General features: G+C 34.0%; 16 protein-coding genes. 5 read left to right on the forward strand and 11 right to left on the reverse strand.

The window, feature by feature from the left end; translation table 11 throughout:
- Positions 1-72: 72 nt before the first annotated feature.
- The 3 genes from ACQY44_RS19140 to ACQY44_RS19150 form a co-directional block, all read right to left on the reverse strand.
- Positions 73-1,701 (reverse strand): SusD/RagB family nutrient-binding outer membrane lipoprotein, encoded by a 1,629-nt coding sequence (locus ACQY44_RS19140; RefSeq protein ID WP_428231896.1) that lies wholly within the window; start codon positions 1,699-1,701, stop codon positions 73-75.
- Between the two features lie 11 nt (positions 1,702-1,712).
- Positions 1,713-5,045, reverse strand: coding sequence for a SusC/RagA family TonB-linked outer membrane protein (locus tag ACQY44_RS19145; RefSeq protein WP_428231897.1), 3,333 nt, complete (start codon positions 5,043-5,045; stop codon positions 1,713-1,715).
- 931 nt (positions 5,046-5,976) lie between these two features.
- Complete coding sequence (locus tag ACQY44_RS19150; protein WP_428231898.1) at positions 5,977-6,306, reverse strand: winged helix-turn-helix transcriptional regulator; 330 nt, start codon at positions 6,304-6,306, stop codon at positions 5,977-5,979.
- A 107-nt stretch (positions 6,307-6,413) separates the two neighbouring features.
- On the opposite strand from ACQY44_RS19150, the gene ACQY44_RS19155 reads away from it, so the two are divergent.
- From ACQY44_RS19155 to ACQY44_RS19175, 5 genes are all read left to right on the forward strand, one after another.
- A complete protein-coding gene (locus ACQY44_RS19155) occupies positions 6,414-7,166 on the forward strand; it encodes an SDR family NAD(P)-dependent oxidoreductase (protein ID WP_428231899.1) in 753 nt (250 codons plus the stop codon).
- A gap of 374 nt (positions 7,167-7,540) precedes the next feature.
- The gene (locus tag ACQY44_RS19160; protein ID WP_428231900.1) at positions 7,541-8,125 is read left to right on the forward strand and encodes a Crp/Fnr family transcriptional regulator; all 585 of its coding nucleotides are present in this window, start codon (positions 7,541-7,543) and stop codon (positions 8,123-8,125) included.
- Positions 8,126-8,572: 447 nt separating this feature from the next.
- Positions 8,573-9,331: an SDR family NAD(P)-dependent oxidoreductase gene (locus ACQY44_RS19165; protein WP_428231901.1), complete on the forward strand. Its 759-nt coding sequence runs from the start codon at positions 8,573-8,575 to the stop codon at positions 9,329-9,331.
- A 964-nt stretch (positions 9,332-10,295) separates the two neighbouring features.
- On the forward strand, positions 10,296-10,478 hold the full coding sequence (locus tag ACQY44_RS19170; RefSeq protein ID WP_428231902.1) for a CBS domain-containing protein: 183 nt from the start codon (positions 10,296-10,298) through the stop codon (positions 10,476-10,478).
- A 144-nt stretch (positions 10,479-10,622) separates the two neighbouring features.
- Complete coding sequence (locus ACQY44_RS19175; RefSeq protein ID WP_428231903.1) at positions 10,623-11,933, forward strand: TIGR00341 family protein; 1,311 nt, start codon at positions 10,623-10,625, stop codon at positions 11,931-11,933.
- On the opposite strand, the gene nhaA is transcribed toward ACQY44_RS19175, so the two are convergent.
- The 8 genes from nhaA to ACQY44_RS19215 all read right to left on the reverse strand — a co-directional run bounded on the left by nhaA (position 11,930) and on the right by ACQY44_RS19215 (position 17,653).
- Positions 11,930-13,123, reverse strand: a complete 1,194-nt coding sequence (gene nhaA / locus ACQY44_RS19180) for a Na+/H+ antiporter NhaA (RefSeq protein ID WP_428231904.1) — start codon at positions 13,121-13,123, stop codon at positions 11,930-11,932. The two genes, ACQY44_RS19175 and nhaA, sit on opposite strands and share 4 nt — an antisense overlap.
- A 181-nt stretch (positions 13,124-13,304) precedes the next feature.
- Entirely contained in the window at positions 13,305-13,961 is a 657-nt protein-coding gene (locus ACQY44_RS19185) for a hypothetical protein (RefSeq protein ID WP_428231905.1), read from the reverse strand.
- A 2-nt stretch (positions 13,962-13,963) separates the two neighbouring features.
- A complete protein-coding gene (locus ACQY44_RS19190) occupies positions 13,964-14,998 on the reverse strand; it encodes a D-alanine--D-alanine ligase (RefSeq protein WP_428231906.1) in 1,035 nt (344 codons plus the stop codon).
- Positions 14,999-15,010: 12 nt separating this feature from the next.
- Entirely contained in the window at positions 15,011-15,721 is a 711-nt protein-coding gene (locus ACQY44_RS19195) for an NRDE family protein (protein ID WP_428231907.1), read from the reverse strand.
- Positions 15,709-16,197, reverse strand: a complete 489-nt coding sequence (locus ACQY44_RS19200) for a DinB family protein (protein ID WP_428231908.1) — start codon at positions 16,195-16,197, stop codon at positions 15,709-15,711. The genes ACQY44_RS19195 and ACQY44_RS19200 overlap by 13 nt, the downstream gene beginning before the upstream one ends.
- A 6-nt stretch (positions 16,198-16,203) precedes the next feature.
- Positions 16,204-16,584: a DoxX family protein gene (locus ACQY44_RS19205; RefSeq protein ID WP_428231909.1), complete on the reverse strand. Its 381-nt coding sequence runs from the start codon at positions 16,582-16,584 to the stop codon at positions 16,204-16,206.
- 7 nt (positions 16,585-16,591) lie between these two features.
- Positions 16,592-17,050: a YHS domain-containing (seleno)protein gene (locus ACQY44_RS19210; RefSeq protein WP_428231910.1), complete on the reverse strand. Its 459-nt coding sequence runs from the start codon at positions 17,048-17,050 to the stop codon at positions 16,592-16,594.
- A gap of 6 nt (positions 17,051-17,056) precedes the next feature.
- Positions 17,057-17,653, reverse strand: a complete 597-nt coding sequence (locus tag ACQY44_RS19215; RefSeq protein ID WP_428231911.1) for a peroxiredoxin-like family protein — start codon at positions 17,651-17,653, stop codon at positions 17,057-17,059.
- Positions 17,654-17,694 lie beyond the last annotated feature (41 nt).

Raw genomic sequence — 17,694 nt, forward strand, 5'->3', positions numbered from 1 at the left:
TTAATAATACAAGAAAAAGCCAGAATCTAAAATTCTGGCTTTTTTTATTGGAAATTTGGAATTTAAAATTTTTTATTTCGTCAACCAGGCATCTTTTAAAGGATCATCTGTTCCTCCAAATTGGCTTTGTACAGCTTGCTGATAGTTTTGTGTATTATAGGCAGATTCGGTTGCCATATACATCCATCTGCGTGGTAAAACCCCATTTGCAGTACCAATTCCTGCACCTCCGCTTAGCAATGCCGGAACTCCCGTACGACGGTAATTATAGAAAGCTTCCCATCCTGAATTGTTAAACATTGCCATGTATTTTTCCGTTAAGATTTGATTTAAACCTGTTGCATTGTCGCCTGCATAAGTAACATTGGTTAAGAATTGAGCGATATTAACTATAGCAGTTCCCCAAACATCTCCTTGTTTAAGACCTTTAGGATTAACTTTTACACTAGAAGAACTAATAGGAAAATTGATAGTAACGGTCTGTCCTTCGCTTAAACCATAAGTTGCCAGCGATGCATTAATTCCTTTCAGATACCAATCTTTAGCATTTTGACCTGTTACCCATCCTCTGTTAACAGCTTCAGCAATATTAAAACACATTTCCGGATACCCTATAAAGATAAAAGGCTCTGCGCTTGCTCCTGTTTGAGAAACATAATAACGATTATAATTTGCAAACGAATACATTCCTCCGTCTGAATTAGTAAGCAAACTTGCCTGTGATAAATTAGGATCAGAACCTACGAAAGCAGAAAAATCACTTACAGCTTTTCCTCCCGCTACCTGGGCAGGAGCCGGTGTAGACGTTACAAGAATTCTGGGATCTTGTGTTTGTGATCCTATATTTAAATACGGAGCACCCGGATTTGAGAAATTATTATAAGCATTTAATTGCAATGAATATATAGGATAACGGTTTACGGCATTATACACATATACCATATTATCGCTATTTCCTTCCATTATAGGATATTGCGTTGGGTTATTAATGATATTGGCAAATTTTTGAGCTATTTGTAAATCGGCATTATCTTGCGCTCTTTTGCTTAAGCTGATTAAAATACGCAACGTATAAGTATTAATCAGTTTTTGCCACTGTAAATAGGTAAAATTGAAAATATCGCCAGCAGTATCTACTTTTTGAGTTGCCAATGCTGGTGTAGCGGCAATTAGGTTTTTCATCAGCGTATTAGCGTTATCAAGCATCACTAATGCACTCTTATAAACATCATGCTGACTATCATAAGCCGGTGTTAAGTTTTTTGGATCTCCTGCTTTCGAAAATGGAATATCTCCTACTCTTTGCGATAACCAAATACCTGAATACGCTTTATAAAATTGAGATAATGCAAAGTAAACATTGGTATTATTACCGGACTGTTTCACTTCTTGCGTTTCTAAACTTAAGGCATATTTTAAAATATCATAACTATCGCTGGTATTCCCATAATTGTAGTTATTGTTGAATCTATAATATTGATAATTTGATATGTTGTACTGTGCGCCACCAGCAGACAAAGCCCAAGGCTGCTCATCAGTACGGATCATTGTAGCTGTTAAATGATTCAACAGCAAGGTTCTTGGAATAATTGCATCTGCATTTGCTACGTTAGGATTATCAATCAAATCACCTTCCTGGCAAGAGAAAAAACCTAAACAACTGATGCTTACTAAGCTATAAATTACATTTCTTAATTTCATGGAAATAAAGATTAAAAAGTTAAATTAATATTGAAACCATAACGGCGAACAGTTGGGCTGGAAAGATCACTTCCGGCGCTACCTCCAACCAAAGCTCTGTCAGAAGCATTGTAACCTGATGCATATTGATCTAAATCAATATCTTTGCGTGCTGCAAAATACAATAGGTTTCGGCCTACTAAAGAAAACGTTGCTTTTTTGATAAACGAATTAGCCAATAATTTTGAAGGCAAACTGTATCCAAGAGAAACTTCTCTAAGTTTTGCATAAGAGCGGCTTATCATATAATATTCATCTGCATTAGCACCAATACCACTTGAGATATAACTTTGTACCGATACCGGTAAATCATTCTGAGCAAAAGTTAAATCACTTAAATTGTCAATTTGTCCATTACTAAAGCGAGGTGTACCAGATGTAATTTTAACTCCGGGACCAATATAAGAAGGTGTTGCCGCTTTTGTTCCATTAGCAGTACTGTTCCATTCCGCTAAACGAGCATCACCAAAAGCTCCTCTGGCAGTTTCTAAGTCTGTACCACCATTCATTGCGTGATAATAAACGAAGTCATACATTTTTCCTCCTATACGTCCATCAAACTGAAAGCTTAAACTATAACCTTTATATTTAAAAGTATTGGTTATACCAAAAGAAAAGTCTGGATTTGCATGTCCCAAGAAACCATTATTTGCAATACCTCCTGGAGATTGTAAAGGCAATCCACCAGTTCCGTTTACAATATTTCCGCTACCGTCTCTTACGAATTTGGTTCCATAAATAGCGTCAAGCCTGTCTCCAACTACAAAGTTGTGGCCGTTTTGCTGTAAATACTGCTGATCTCCATAAATTTCTTTAAGCGTTTCTCTATAAGAAGAATAATTTAAATTTACATCCCAATTTAAACCTGCTGGATTTCTCAGCACTGATCCCATTAATTCCAGCTCTACACCTCTTTTAAGAGTAGTAACTCCATTAATCAATTGATTGTTTGATGTGGTTGCTGTTGAAACTGGCAATTGAAAAATGTTAGGACCGTTAGTTGTTGTAAAAAAAGTTGCATTTAAACCTAATCTGTTAGAGAAAAATTTCACATCAAATCCTGTCTCAATTGACTCTACGTTAAAAGGTTTTATATTTTCGTTAGCAATAGTATTTGATAACGTGATTGACGGTGTTCCATTATAAAAAGTGCCCGAAGCAACTGGCGATTCGTTTACATAAGTTGGTCCGTTATAGGGCGTATAATTTTCTGTTCCGTAACCTAGTAATCCAAATACAGGCTTGCTGTTCCAACCTGTACCTAATGCGGTAGAATTTAGAGCATTGTAAGAAGTACCAATTGTCGTCGCTGTTAAACCTCCTTTTACATCGGCATACGAAGCGCGTATTTTTAGGAATGAAATAGCTTCTGGCAATTTAACATAATCTGAAATCGCAGAACTTATTGCTACGGAAGGATAAAAATAGGTGTTTTTACCTTTTGGTAAAGTTGATAGATTATCTACACGGCCAGTGGTATTAATATTAAAATAATTTTTATACCCAATATCGAACGAATAAAAACCACTATAAACCTGCATCTTAGAACCAAAATTATAACTATACGGTTTAGCTGCCGAATTATTCATATTATAAACTCCCGGAAGAGATAAACCCTGAGTTGTTTCCCAACTAGAATCATAAGTAAAAGAACGCTGGTTTGCTCCAACTAAAGTACTAATATCCCAATTCCCAAATTTATGTTTGTAATTCAGAATTAAATCGGTGTTATTTTCCATTAAATTTCTTTGATCTCGTCTGTAATCTCCGTACCAGCCAAAACTATACCATGGCAAATACAAATTTAAGTTGGCCGAAGCCGGAACATCTTCTGTATTAAGCTGATTGTAGGTGTTTATCGATTGTCTTAGTGACAAATCAAAATCGTTATTGAATTTATAAATAGCTTTCAAAGAACCATAAACATCTGTTTTCTCTCTTCCTTTCAACCATTCATTTGCCATAAACCAGGCGTTGTTCAGCCTTCCGTATTCTGGCGCGTATTGAGTTAGTCCAGGAACACCTTGCGGTCCTTTATAGTAATCCTTTAAATCATTAATATCATAATCAGCAGAACCATAAACCTTAAACATATAGACATAACTGTTAGGACTATATTGTACATCTGGTACATTTGGAGAATATTGTAAATTTAAATTCAAATCTGCCTCAACTCGTAATTTTTCGTTGACATTGTACCCCCAATTTATTTTAAAGTTATCTATATCTAATTTTGTGTTAGGAAAAATACCTCTCTGGTAGGTATGCCCGTACGAAGCACGAAGATTAAACTTATCGCCACTTGCCGAAAGCCCAATGCTGTTGGTACTTACGTAACCGTTCTGTACAAACTTGTCAAAATTATCGGCTCCACGATTCAGCCAAGGTGTTTTTTGTCTAATACCTGTTGCCGGATCATAAGGACTATCATATTGTTGTGTTTCAAAACCACTATTAAAACGTGGTCCCCATTCTGGCAAGCGTTGTTTATTGTCATACAACACATTCCCATAGGTATATTGATAATTACTACCTCGCCCATATTCCGTTTGACTTTCCGGTAATACAATAAATCCTTTATCCAATTCGGTTGTACTGTTATAATCTATCTGCCAGCCACCACTGGTTTTTGTACCTTTTTTTGTGGTAATTATAATCGCACCGTTAATTCCTCTTGAACCATACAATGCGGCTGCATTTGGACCTTTAAGTACCGTATAGGTGTCAACATCATCTGCATTAAAATTATACGAATCTGAGTTGACTGGTTGACCATCCACTACATACAAAACATCTTTACTACCACGCAACACCACTGTTGGCGCGCCATAAAACTCAGAGCTTGCACCAATTTGCAAACCCGCAACTTTTCCGGCAAGCGAGTTTATAGGGTTGGCATCACGACCTAAAGTAAGATCCTCTCCTTTAATTTGTGATTGAGAATACCCTAGCTTTTTTACTTCTTTTTTAACCCCAAGAGCAGTTACTACTACTTCAGATAATACCTCCTCTTCAGGAGATATACTTATATTTAATTCAGACTGATTATCCAGTAAAACTTTTTGAGGCTTATATCCCAAAAATGTAATTAAAAGTGATTGACCACTTTTTGCATTTATGGAAAATTTTCCATCTATGTCAGTAGTAACGCGGGTATTAGAACCAACAATCTGTACATTTGCTTGTAGTACTGGTTGTTTTAACTCATCTGTTACGCGTCCCTTGTATAGGGTTTGAGCAAACAGTGTATTACATCCAAATACGAAAAACAACAATAGCCCTTTTCCAAACTTTTTTAAACTCATTTTTTTCTGTTTTTAAATTCATTTTCTTTTTTTAAGTGGGGTATCATCCTTAATTTAATTTTTACAAAAAATGCGAAACAAGGGATAAAACACTTACCTGATCAAGATGAAAGTTATTTTATCAAAATAGATTTTAAAAGCGCATTTATGAATTCTACCCTCGCCGCTTTCTAAATACTTATTTTCAACCCTGCAATAAATTATTAGTATTAGTAAATTAATCGGTACAAAAATGACTAAATTTTTACCATTAGTAAACTTTTGCGTTTTAAGAAATTCTTAACACGCTATTAATCTTAGGTAAGTAAATTGTTAAGAGAGAGTACGCACAAACTAATCCATTAATATTTTCGTAGAAATATTAATAGAGAATATAAAATCAAATATGGAAAAGTTTACTAATAGTAATATTTCAAATTTAATTTGTGGAGGAAGGATTTAAAATAAAGATTCTATTCGGATCAAGGTGTTTAATATATTCTCTTCCATTTTATTAATAGAATTGCTACTGGAGTTGCCCTCTATTTTGCCAAAAAAGCTTAAGTGATTGTTTTCACTTAGGATGTGTAAAAAGAAAAAAAACTTAATTAACAGCATATCAGACAAATTTCTTTATTAAGAATTAAAAAGCAGTATAGGGGACAACTTTTTTGCTACAAAAATTTAATTTGTATTTTTCTTTAAATCAGTTTAATACGATTTAAAAGAGTTATTTTTTTTATGATATTTAATATAAAACTGTATTTTTGATTTTTAAACAATTAAAAATTATAGCATTAATTTTAAACAAGTTAAAACGCAAAAAATAGGTTATAAACCTTTAAAAATAGATGATTTGAAATTTGTGGCAGAATCGTGGCGCAGTAGATTTGGATTGGATACCTTTTCTGCCACAACAAACTAAGGCGGTTTTTCTAAAACTTATTACAAATTAAGTTGAAAGGGTCTCAAACTTACCTTGCCATTTTTTAATCTCTTCTAATATAGGTAGAAATGCTAAACCTTTTTCAGATAACCTATATTCTACTCGTGGCGGTAATTCCTTATAGGCGAACCTTTCTACTAAACCATCTTCTTCCAACTCTTTTAACTGTTCAGTTAATACTTTCCTTGAAATGTGCGGTACTATGGCGTCTAATTGACCAAAACGAATAGTACGGGTTCCAATTACATTAATAATTATCGGTTTCCATTTATTACCAATAGTGCCAATGGCTCTTGTAAATGGGCAATTTGAATTACAAAAATTTTCGTCTCTCATATTTTTAAATTAGTAGTTACCTAATAGTAACCAGAATACACTATAACAGTTACAAACATAAACTATTGATAGTATCTTTGTGAAACAAATTTAAAAATAATAAAATAATGAGTAAATTAATAAACAAAGTAGCAGTAATTACTGGTGGTAATAGTGGTATTGGATTTGGTATTGCACAAGAATTTAAAAATGAAGGTGCTAAAGGAGTGATTGTTGGAAGAAATCAACAAACTTTAGATAGTTCAGTGGCGCAACTTGGAGAGAATTTCATAGCTATAAATGCTGATGTAACAAACCTTGCCGATTTGGAAAGAGTCTTTAAGGAAGCATCTGAAAAATTTGGTAAAATAGACGTAATTGTAGCCAATGCAGGCGGTGGAGCTGTAGGAACTGTAGCAGATCTTGGAGAAGCGGAATATGACAAGACAATGGATTTAAACCTGAAAAGTGTGTACTTTACAGTTCATAAAGCACTGCCCTATATGAATGATGGAGGTTCTATTATTCTTATAGGTTCCAATGCAGCACACCGAGCGTATCCAAATTTCACACTTTATGGTGCTGCAAAAGCTGCTGTAATCTTTTTTGCAAAAGCATTCTCAAACGACCTTTTAAGCAGAAAAATCAGAACAAATGTGATAACACCAGGTACAACAGATACTCCGGCATTTGAAAAATTTGTTCCCTTAGAACAAATTGAAGCCATAAAAACACACTTTGCAAGTGAAATGCCGATAGGCAGAATTGGGCAACCATCTGATATTGGTAAAACAGCGGTATTCTTGGCTTCTGATGATTCTTCGTTTATGCTTGGTGCTGAACTACTTGTTGATGGCGGAATGACTTATTTAGCTAAGTAAATAGTTGAGTAATTTTACAAAATTATAATCTATAGTAATATAAACAAAGGCTTTTAATTTGTGAGGATAAGAGAATATACGTAAATAAATCAGGACGTTTTACCAATCTTTTTTAATCAAAATCACCATAGCTTTTGAAGTAAATGTTCATCAAACTGTAAAAGACAGAAGAACACTGCAACAAAGCAAATAGCCTGCTAAAACAATGGTTTTAGCAGGCTATTTTATTAACAAACTACATGTCTTTTCAAAACGATAAGTGGTTTTGTAATAGCAAATTTATCCATAGTTCAATCCTTTAATATATTATATTTGTATAATTGAGATTTGTTTTTAAATTCAGTAAATTGCAAATCCATTAATATACTTTTATAATGTCCAATTTTGAAGTTTTTTTCGATTACATTCAAGAAATATCAGGCAAACTGTTATCAGAAGATGATAAGCATTTGTTGACAGAACATTTCAAACCTAGAAAACTTCGAAAACGTCAATACTTTTTACAGGAAGGAGATGTATGCAAATATATAGGGTTTATAGTAAAAGGATCTGCTAAGACCTTCACAGTGGATAAAAAAGGAAATGAACAAATATTGAAATTGTCTGTGGAAAATTGGTGGCTAACAGATTTTGAAAGCTTTTATCTGCTAACTCCTAGTCGCTTTAATATTGAAGCGCTGGAGGAACTGGAGATTTTGCAATCAACCAATATCGAAATTGAGGATTTTCTTAAGCATATCACAGCCTTTTCAGCGATGTCAAATGTGATCAGTCAAAACAACACAATTTCAGCCCAAAAAAGAATGCAGTCTATTAATTACTCAGCTGAAGAGCGCTATGAGGAATTGGTCAAGAATTATCCACATTTTTTACAGCGGTTCCCGCAAAACATGATTGCTTCTTATCTAGGTTTATCTTCTGAAACTTTGAGCCGTATAAAAAAAAATGCATCAAAATGATCCTTTACCTATTCCAGGCTTCGCTATCATTACAAATGGGATTGGTAAATGAACCGTGTGGGATTTTCTTTTCCCTTGATATAAAAACAACCGGCTGACCAATTTCTGACTTTTAATCATAATTTATCGATTACTTCTATTGTTTAGACTAGTTTTGGACATAAACCAACTTATATTTTCCTGATAAAGAAAAGTATTCAAAAATTGAATTTATGTCATTGTGTTCTTTCTTACAATCTGAATCTTTGATCTTCTCTTCTATCGTAAAAAGCTATTTTTTATATTAGTTCCTATATTTTTTGATTTAAGTCATCACTTCGAGGTGACATTTATCATGTCCATTTAATGATTTATGTCAATCTATAGGTCGCAATGATACTACATCTTTGTACAGTCTTTAGAACGGAAAAAAGTTGAAGGACTTAAAATATAATTAATAGATAAATCATGAGTAAATTAGAAAACAAGGTGGCAGTAGTTACCGGTGCTTCCAAAGGAATAGGTGCAGCTATCGCTAAACACTTTGCAGCAGCAGGTGCAAAGGTTGTTATAAATTACGCTTCAAGCAAAGAAGGAGCCGACAAAGTAGTAAAAGAAATCATCAATAACGGCGGGATAGCCATTGCAGTACAGGCAGATGTATCGAAAGAAGCCGATGTGAACAGGTTGTTTAAAGAAATCGAGAAAGCTTTCGGCACGCTCGATATTTTAGTAAATAATGCTGTATATCAGGGATATGCCCCGATTGAACTCATTTCGGCAGAAGACTTCCACCAAAGTTTTAACGTTAATGTGCTGGGTCCAATTCTGACTATACAGGCAGCTCTGAAACTTTTTGGAGATAAGGGCGGGAACATCATCAATATCAGTTCTGGTGCAAGTAAATATCCACTGCAAAATGCCTCGTTGTACTCTTCAACTAAGGCCGCACTCGATGCCTTCACAATTGCTTTATCTAAGGAATTGGGTGTTAAAAACGTTCGTATCAATTCTATTTTGCCGGGTGCTACGGAAACCGAAGGTGCAGCCAGCGCGGGCGTTACCGCCGGCAGCGAATATGAAAAGATGTTTATCGAAAAAACACCGCTTGGCCGTAGAGGACAGCCAGCAGATATTGCGAAAGCTGCAGTATTTTTGGCTTCAGATGATGCTGCCTGGATTACAGGAGAGCAAATTTCTGTTTCGGGTGGTATGTACGGTTTTTAAAGTCGTACCACAAATGGAATGGATAACTTTTCTGTTGTAGAAAGTTAAGACTAATTTTTCTTCTATTGTTTGTAAAATCACTTAAAAGGGTTCAAAAAATATTTGCAAATGTATGTCAAGAAAAGCGTACTTTTATCTTTCAATTAAGTAAGAATTATAAAGTCAATTTAAACGGATTTAAACCTGCTAGAAACTTTCATTATTTATAAAAATAACGAAAATTTCCATCGCAAATTCGTGGCGCAATACAGAAAAAATATTAGAAATGCAGTATAAAAGCGGGATGTGACGGTTTTGTTCGAATCCCTCTTCCTCCGCTGAGAGCTTAAAAAGAGACTTTTCAAAGTTTACAAAAAAGGCCAAAATTCACGGAAAACCCTGCAAATCTAAGGATTAGCAGGGTTTTGTCTTTTATGCGCATTTTCAATATTTATAATAAAACAAGCAAAATTTTATGACAGAATCGTGGCGCATAACTCTTCACATGTTTCTTAATTACTAAAAATCAAACCCTTATCGAATAAGATTCGAATAGCAGACCTAGACTAGAAGGTTCGAATCCTGTTCCCGCTAAAAGTAAAAGTTTCTAATTTCTCCGAGAAAAAAAAAAATTAGATGTTGTTCTCAAAAGGTCAAAAATTGGTCTATTTCAGTTTAAAAGCGTTTTGAAAAACATTCCCTTGATGTAAAGAATCTGGCAAAAAAGGGAAATGTTTTTACCAGCAATAAGGATACTAATATTTTATGCACACTGGAAATCGAGGATCTTGTTAAAAAAGATTACCTTACTGTACAAACGGATCAAAATCTTGAAAATGTTGCTGAACTTTTAGCACACTCGGCTCAGGTTATTTTTGGTGTTGTAAGTGATGAAAATGACCTTTAGGGCCTGGTTTATTTTAACGATATCCACGAAGTCATCTTCGATAATCTCAAAACAGAAAATATCCTTGTAAAAGATATAATGGTCCAGCCCATCAAGACAGTACATCTTTTTGACAGCATGGAAACCGTTATGAATAAATTTGAAAAAAGCAATAAGGTTTTCCTGCCGGTACTTAAAAACGGTAAGTATTACGGTTTTATCACCAAGTCAGATATGTTGGAATCTTACCGAAACAGGCTTAAATCCATGATTTTTGAATAAAATCGTTCTCTGCTATTAAGTATAATTTCAAATCAACTTTAAATTTTCATTTACCTGATTTCACTTAAGTAATTACTAAAATTAGTCTTATCTTAGCCATACATGCCGAAAACAAGGTATTATATAGCTACTAATTTTTAGATTATGAGAAAAATTACAGATTTACTCAACCTTCGAGAAGGTGAAGATGACAGGGCGAAAACTTTAGAGGCCGTAAAGAAAAACATAACTTTCAAAGGAGCAAACCTTTGGATTTTAGCCTGCGCCATTATTGTCGCCTCGGTTGGATTAAATGTAAACTCCACAGCTGTGATTATTGGAGCAATGCTTATATCTCCTCTTATGGGACCAATAGTGGGAGCCGGATTCGCATTGGGTATTTATGATTTTTCACTGCTTAAAAGATCACTCAAAAATTTACTAATTGCAACGTTAGTAAGCCTCGTGGTGTCTACCTTGTATTTTTATCTTAGTCCCTTTAAAGATGTGCAGTCTGAATTACTTGCCAGAACTTCCCCAAATATATATGATATTCTTATCGCCTTTTTTGGAGGTGTTGTAGGGGTTATTGCCGTTACAAGATCAGAAAAAGGAAATCCCATTCCCGGGGTTGCCATCGCAACGGCGCTTATGCCGCCATTATGTACCGCCGGTTACGGGCTGGCTACTGCGCAGTGGACTTTTTTCTTAGGTGCATTTTATCTGTATTGCATCAACTGTGTATTTATAGGAATCGCTACATTTTTAATTATTAAGTATCTTAATTATCCAGCAGTTAAACAAGTAGATGAAAAACATCAAAAACGGGTAAAATATACTATTGCTTTTTTAATAACAGTTATGCTGCTGCCCAGCAGTTATCTTGCTTACTCACTCTACAGGGAACAGCAGTTTAAAAAGAATGTAAACCTTTTCATTGAAAGTGAATTCACTGATAAAGGATATACTATAGTATACAAAAAAACCGATTTTACTTCTAAAAACAAAAAACTCGAACTGGCTTTTCTCTCCAGACGTTTTTCTGCATTAGAAATAAAAGAATTGACCCGTAAATTAAATCATAATAAATACCTTGCTGGCACCCAATTACAGATTCGTCAGGACAGTACCGACCGTTTCAATGCGCTAAAAGGAGATATCCTGAACCAGATTAAAAGCAGTGAAAATGAAATGAATGTCAAGGACGTTAAGATTATGCAGCTGGAAAAGGAACTGACCAAAAACAAATTTGATAACCGCCAGATTTTAAAAGAAACCACAATTTTATTTCCTGTTATTAGTTCACTTTCTATCAATAAAAGCACACTTGTTAATCAAAAAGACAGCACTACAACCATAACTGCAGTTATATATGATGGCACTAAAACCCTTAACACAGCTGAGAGTGAAAAACTAAAGATGTGGCTTAACGAACGTCTATCAGTAAAGGATGTAGAACTTTTCAAGAAACATTAATTGTCCTGAAGAAACTTTTTTTGCTTTTTGTTGTACAAACTCAAAATACAAAATCCGGAAATACCCGCAATTGTGGAGGCAATTAATATGGCGAACTTAGCCTCATTTTGATGCAGTAAATCACCAAAGGACAATAATGCAATAAAGATAGACATCGTAAATCCGATTCCACCCAATAGGCCAAGACCTAACACATGCATCCATGTTGTAGATTCCGGAAGTGCTGCAATTTTTAGTCTTACCGATAGCCATGACATTATGAAAATTCCAATGGGTTTGCCTAAAAACAATCCAAGAATAATACCAAGTCCGAGATTACTTGTAAGCCCATCTATCATTCCTGATTCGAAAGTGATATTAGTATTGACAAGGGCAAAAATGGGCATGATAATAAAATTAACAGGACTTGTCAGGGCATGTTCTAATTTTTCAAGAGGAGAATCTGTATCTTCTTCATTGGTAGGTATTGTCATCGCCACAAGTACTCCGGCTATAGTGGCATGAATGCCTGAGTGATGAATAAAATACCAGATAACTACTCCCGGAATCAGGTAAAAAAGTAGGTTTTTGACACCCATTTGATTAAGGATTATCAAGAAGACAAACAATGCTCCTGCATATCCCAAATAAAGAAAATTTAGTTCTGAGGAATAAAATATCGCTATTACTAAAATCGCTATTAGATCGTCGACAATAGCCAGCGCTGCCAGAAATATTTTAAGCCCTGATGGCACTTTACTTCCTAAAAGGGATAAAATTCCAAGTGCAAAAGCAATATCTGTAGCCATTGGGATTCCCCAGCCTTTGGCAGTATGCAGATCACCATTATTAAAAAAGAAATAAATTAAGGCCGGAACCACTACACCTCCTACTGCGGCAAGAACAGGCAGAGATGCCTGAGCAAATGAAGAAAGTTCTCCTTCAATTATTTCCCTTTTTATTTCCAATCCTACAAGAAGAAAGAAGACAGCCATAAGCCCATCATTGATCCATAGTAAAATGGGATATTTTAAATGTAAAGAAGAAATATTAAACCCTAATTCAAAATTAAGCATTTCTTTAAAACCTTCTGACCAACCAGAATTCGCGATAAAAAGCGATATCATCACACAAATTAGTAATATAATACCTCCCGCAGAAGATGAATGGAAGAAATTAGAGAATATTTTAAGATTTATTAATTTTGCCATAAATACAAATTTAACTTAATATAATTATCTCTCCAATTAATAAAAATAAAAAAACAGAAAAACCAATCGACTACATCTTGTAGAAGGGTTGCATTAAAATATTTCTTGTGTAATTTAAACAATTTTTATCTAGATAGTAATTCACTTATTTCAGTAGCTATAATATAAGGTTCATTACTGTTTAATTTATATAATAATTTACCCTGAAATATTTCTTATATATTTTAAACAATTGAATACCTGCTAAAGCAATAAAAAAAAGGGGAATAAAAACAGGTAATATACCCTTTGAAAATTGATTTGGTTGTTGTAAAACAGACTGCAGTATTATTATTACACTCAACATTCCTAAAAAAACACCTATTAAAGTTCCTGCGATATAATAATATTTTAACTTCCTTTCAATGGTAATATATTTTCCATTAAGCAAATGTAGATTCCAGCTGGTCCAAAAAGGCAATTGTAAAAAATTAAATCCATTTAAAATTACGCCAATTATAAAAGGAGAATAGATCAAATATTTGCCTAAATAGTAATTAGACTTTGTTGGCTCATTGAAATTCAAATAAAAAACAAAAGCGAGAGTAAGCATAAACCCAACTGAAAACAGATCTATGATCTTCATGAGCTTTCTATTTTTTATAAGTTCTTTGGCGAAAAGCAACGTAAAATAAATCACAAAGGTTTCTACAAATATGACTCCAAACAAAAAGAAAACCAAATTATGAAGTCCTGATTTTGCATAGATTTCCAGTCCAACTAAGTTTAAATATCCTATCGGAACTGATCCGAGAAAACTTACCAGAAATCCAACTGAGATATTTTTTACTTTTTTCATTTCTAGAAATTCATGATTTTATTGTTTTGTGCCAGATGTAATCTGTATTCGCGCATGCCAACTTTATAATCTAAGTATGGAACGCCCATTTTGTGGTTTTCAACACTAATTTCATACATGTAAGAAATATGCCTTGCCAGTTCTTTCCAGGCAAACCAAACCGAATGTTTGGGATCATAAATATGTGTGGGCTCACTCGCCGCTCCATTTAGTTCTACAATTTGGAAGTTTTCTCCTTGTTCTAATTCTTCGAAGGTGTTGTACATTATATCAAAACGCCCGAAATAGAATTCAGGAATTTGAATAGCTATGTCGTTAATCATATTAGTTAATTTTGGAGTAATCCAAGAGCTTCCATCCAGAAATTTGGCGCCTCGGGCATGATTTCCAAAAGGAACTAAATTTAAAGATTCACCTTTCTGCAGAATTCGGTGCAGTTGATCCTGATATTCTTCTTTTAAAACATCAAATTGCAATTGAAATCTTGGCGTTTTCTTGATCAAATCTTCAATTGTTGATTTTCCGTCTCCTATGACAATTAGAAATTCTTTAGAAACAATTCCGGTAATTTTTCCGTTTTTATGATGTGGATGTCGGACATAAAAAATACCTACTTCATTTTTGAACGGAATTAAGTCCTGCAGTAAAAAGTCAAAATTCGCTTTTTGAGCATAGTCCTTCAGTTCCGATATTGTTTTAATTTTTTTCACGCCCGAACCACGCAATCCAATATCGGGTTTTGCAATTAACGGGAAATAGATTTGCTTTTCAACTGCCTTATCTACTATCTTCTTTAAATCCATATTCTCCTTAATTAAAATGGTTTTCGGATAATATTTTTCAGGGAGTAAATCATAAATCTGCTTTTTACTTTCCATAATAAACCCTCCGTTTTTAATTTTTGGATTACAGGCATTAAAGAAAAAGATCGATCTTGCTTTGATGGCATAATACACCCAAAGAAAATAGATAGGAAAATACAAAACCTGAAATGGCCAATACTCCCAATTGGTTATTTTATGAAAAAATAGTTTCATATCTGCATGTTTTTAAATTCGAATAAAAGAGGTTGAAAAATCTTCTGTTTTGATTAAATCATAATATTTCATTTGACCTTTATTTTGCTCAATCACGCTTTGCGTTACACTCAAGGTTTTCATCGTGTTTTCTCTATTAATAATTAAACCATTTTGAGTATCATCGCTGTGTGTATTTCTATGAAAATCAAGAATATCTAAAGATGTTATTTCATTTTTATCTTTCAAAAAATCAAAGAACCAATCTGATCTCTTTTTTCTTATTTCGTCTGGGTATAAAGTAACCGACGACCAAATATGGTTTTGTGATTCATCCAATCTTGTTGTTCTTTTTTTAAAACCATCCCAAATTAGTTCATACAATGTTTTTTCCTGATACAAAACCAAAGTAAAAGCCTCGATGTTATCCAGATCAATTTGTTTCCAAAAATCCTTTGGAGATTCATTAGCGATAATATCCAATGCAATTAATCCGCGGCTTTTTCGATAAGGCAGTATCGGATTGTGTTTTGCGATTCCGCCATTTAGCAAAACCAGAACTGTTCCGTTTTCATCCATGACAAACCAGGTTCCTCCCGCTTTTGAATCTTTTGGGTACATCATATTTTTTCCCTTATGCTTATAATTCCTGGGCACAATAGCACTGGGACGAATTACTTTTTCATCCCTGTTTGAAGTGATCATTACAACTCCGTTATTATTTACAAAACTTACTGTACACATTGTTTTCTGTATGCTATGGTCGAGCGCGCTACACCAAAATTTTCATCAATGATAATATTTTCGAATTGCAAAACGGCCACTTTTATGAGCGCCTGATGATGCACACAATGCTCTAAATTATAGAGCAATTCTCTATAATAATTGCTTTGAATCCTCATGCTAAGACCATCAATAAACTGTTCGAGATAGATTGTTTTGTTCTCGCTTTTCAATTCTTTTTTAATTTGAATAATGCATTTTTTAGCAAATTCTGTTTCGGTTTGAATTTGCTTATTTCTCTGGCGGTTGTCATAATTTAAAATTCCCGAATCATAACTTTGTTCCAGACATTGAAACATCTCCAGAATATGTCTTGTATGTTCGCCAATTGTGGCATTACTTAAAGCCCGGCAAGATTTTGAATAATCCTGATCTGACAATTGATCTAATAGATAAATTAACTCATCTAAACTCTGGCGTATTGATTCTAGTAACATGATCTTTTAATTTAGAAGATTAGACAATTTGTTTTTGTTGAAATAAAGCAAACCCAGGCAGCATAATAAGGTAATAATAGCCAGACTAAAAAGTAATCCGCCGTCATCTTTTACCACGAGTCCCAAAACAAATACATGTGATAAAATAGCTCCGGTCATTACCCCAATTCCACCCAAAGCACCAATCCAGGTGGTTTTTGGAATCAGGATTAAAATTACCACTATCAATTCGGCTATTGCTGAACCAATTCTTCCGTAAGGTTCTACTCCTAGGGCAGTGAAAATATAGATGCTTTCTTCTGCTCCGCTGAACTTGAAATATAAGGTTTGCAATAAAATTACCGAGGCGGCAATTCTGAGAATCCATATTAAAATTTCCCTTTTCATGACCGTGTTATTTATAGATTTTTTTCCAGTTGTCATCTGCCTGTGTTTTTAAATTTACCTCGTCTTTATTCCAGCTTTTTAAGGTGTTGTTGAAAAAGGCATTGTAAAACAGAAAAAGTTTGCCATCAGTAATTTTAAACGTTTCGGGGTTTATTTCGACTTTTTCACCAGCGCTTCCCATCGCATAAGCGCACCATCCTCCATATTGAGGTTCATATTTTGCAGGATTTTTTATAAATGCATTTTTATTTTCACTTGACCAAAAATTATACGTCACACCCTGGTAAGAAGTTGAGATCTCTTTTTTCCCTTTTATTGCTTTTCCCTGATTAAAATATCCCACTGGATCATAACCCTGAATAGCAAGTTTATTTTCTAAATTATACTGACTAACTCGCTTGGCATCATTTTGTGCAAATGAAGTTGCTGAAACCAAAATCAATACAAGTAATACTAGCTTTTTCATCTTATTTTATTTTAAGTTTTTTAATACTGAAACAAGTAATTCGCTCGTTATGCGCTGCTTGAAATCTGGCGAGATATATTCAAAAAGTATATCGTTCTTAGAGTTCACAACAAAAACAGAAGGAACTGGTAAAAAACTAGTATTGATTCCATTAGAATATACGCTAATTACACTTTTGTAGTTTTCAGGAGCCTCAAAAGCAATCCCCATGGCTTTTATTAAGTCTGCTTTTGAGTCAGAAAGTAAGGTGTATTTTACTTTATCTTTTTCTGCTGTAATTTTCAAATTTTCAGCGGAATCAGGACTGACAGCAATAATTTGATATCCTAAATCCAGAATTTGCTTTTCAGCTTCAGCCAATGCCTGCAAGTGCAGATTACAATATGGACACCAGCCTCCGCGATAAAAAATAAGGACAGATTTTTTCTTTTTAAGTAAGTCTGAAATATTTACATCTGTATTTTCAGATGATTTTAAAGTAAGGTTTGGAATCTTTTCTCCTATCAATAGAGGAGCAATATCAGTCGCAGATTTAGCAATCATGTTCTGCGCATTAGCACCCCAGGTGAGGGCTGCTAAAAAAATAAAAAGTAATTTTTTCATAGTTTAATATTTTACATCTTTTTGACGATGTAAAATTATTG

Source organism: Flavobacterium sp. (assembly GCF_965277525.1).
Lineage (GTDB): Bacteria > Bacteroidota > Bacteroidia > Flavobacteriales > Flavobacteriaceae > Flavobacterium.

Coding starts and splice junctions, on each gene's coding strand:
- ACQY44_RS19140 (WP_428231896.1), bottom strand. CDS start 1,701: ATGAAATTAAGAAATGTAATTTATAGCTTAGTAAGCATCAGTTGTTTA.
- ACQY44_RS19160 (WP_428231900.1), top strand. CDS start 7,541: ATGTCCAATTTTGAAGTTTTTTTCGATTACATTCAAGAAATATCAGGC.
- ACQY44_RS19210 (WP_428231910.1), bottom strand. CDS start 17,050: ATGAAAAAGCTAGTATTACTTGTATTGATTTTGGTTTCAGCAACTTCA.
- ACQY44_RS19185 (WP_428231905.1), bottom strand. CDS start 13,961: ATGAAAAAAGTAAAAAATATCTCAGTTGGATTTCTGGTAAGTTTTCTC.
- ACQY44_RS19145 (WP_428231897.1), bottom strand. CDS start 5,045: ATGAGTTTAAAAAAGTTTGGAAAAGGGCTATTGTTGTTTTTCGTATTT.
- ACQY44_RS19175 (WP_428231903.1), top strand. CDS start 10,623: ATGAGAAAAATTACAGATTTACTCAACCTTCGAGAAGGTGAAGATGAC.
- ACQY44_RS19215 (WP_428231911.1), bottom strand. CDS start 17,653: ATGAAAAAATTACTTTTTATTTTTTTAGCAGCCCTCACCTGGGGTGCT.
- ACQY44_RS19195 (WP_428231907.1), bottom strand. CDS start 15,721: ATGTGTACAGTAAGTTTTGTAAATAATAACGGAGTTGTAATGATCACT.
- ACQY44_RS19155 (WP_428231899.1), top strand. CDS start 6,414: ATGAGTAAATTAATAAACAAAGTAGCAGTAATTACTGGTGGTAATAGT.
- ACQY44_RS19200 (WP_428231908.1), bottom strand. CDS start 16,197: ATGTTACTAGAATCAATACGCCAGAGTTTAGATGAGTTAATTTATCTA.
- ACQY44_RS19150 (WP_428231898.1), bottom strand. CDS start 6,306: ATGAGAGACGAAAATTTTTGTAATTCAAATTGCCCATTTACAAGAGCC.
- ACQY44_RS19205 (WP_428231909.1), bottom strand. CDS start 16,584: ATGAAAAGGGAAATTTTAATATGGATTCTCAGAATTGCCGCCTCGGTA.
- ACQY44_RS19165 (WP_428231901.1), top strand. CDS start 8,573: ATGAGTAAATTAGAAAACAAGGTGGCAGTAGTTACCGGTGCTTCCAAA.
- ACQY44_RS19190 (WP_428231906.1), bottom strand. CDS start 14,998: ATGAAACTATTTTTTCATAAAATAACCAATTGGGAGTATTGGCCATTT.
- ACQY44_RS19170 (WP_428231902.1), top strand. CDS start 10,296: ATGGTCCAGCCCATCAAGACAGTACATCTTTTTGACAGCATGGAAACC.
- nhaA (WP_428231904.1), bottom strand. CDS start 13,123: ATGGCAAAATTAATAAATCTTAAAATATTCTCTAATTTCTTCCATTCA.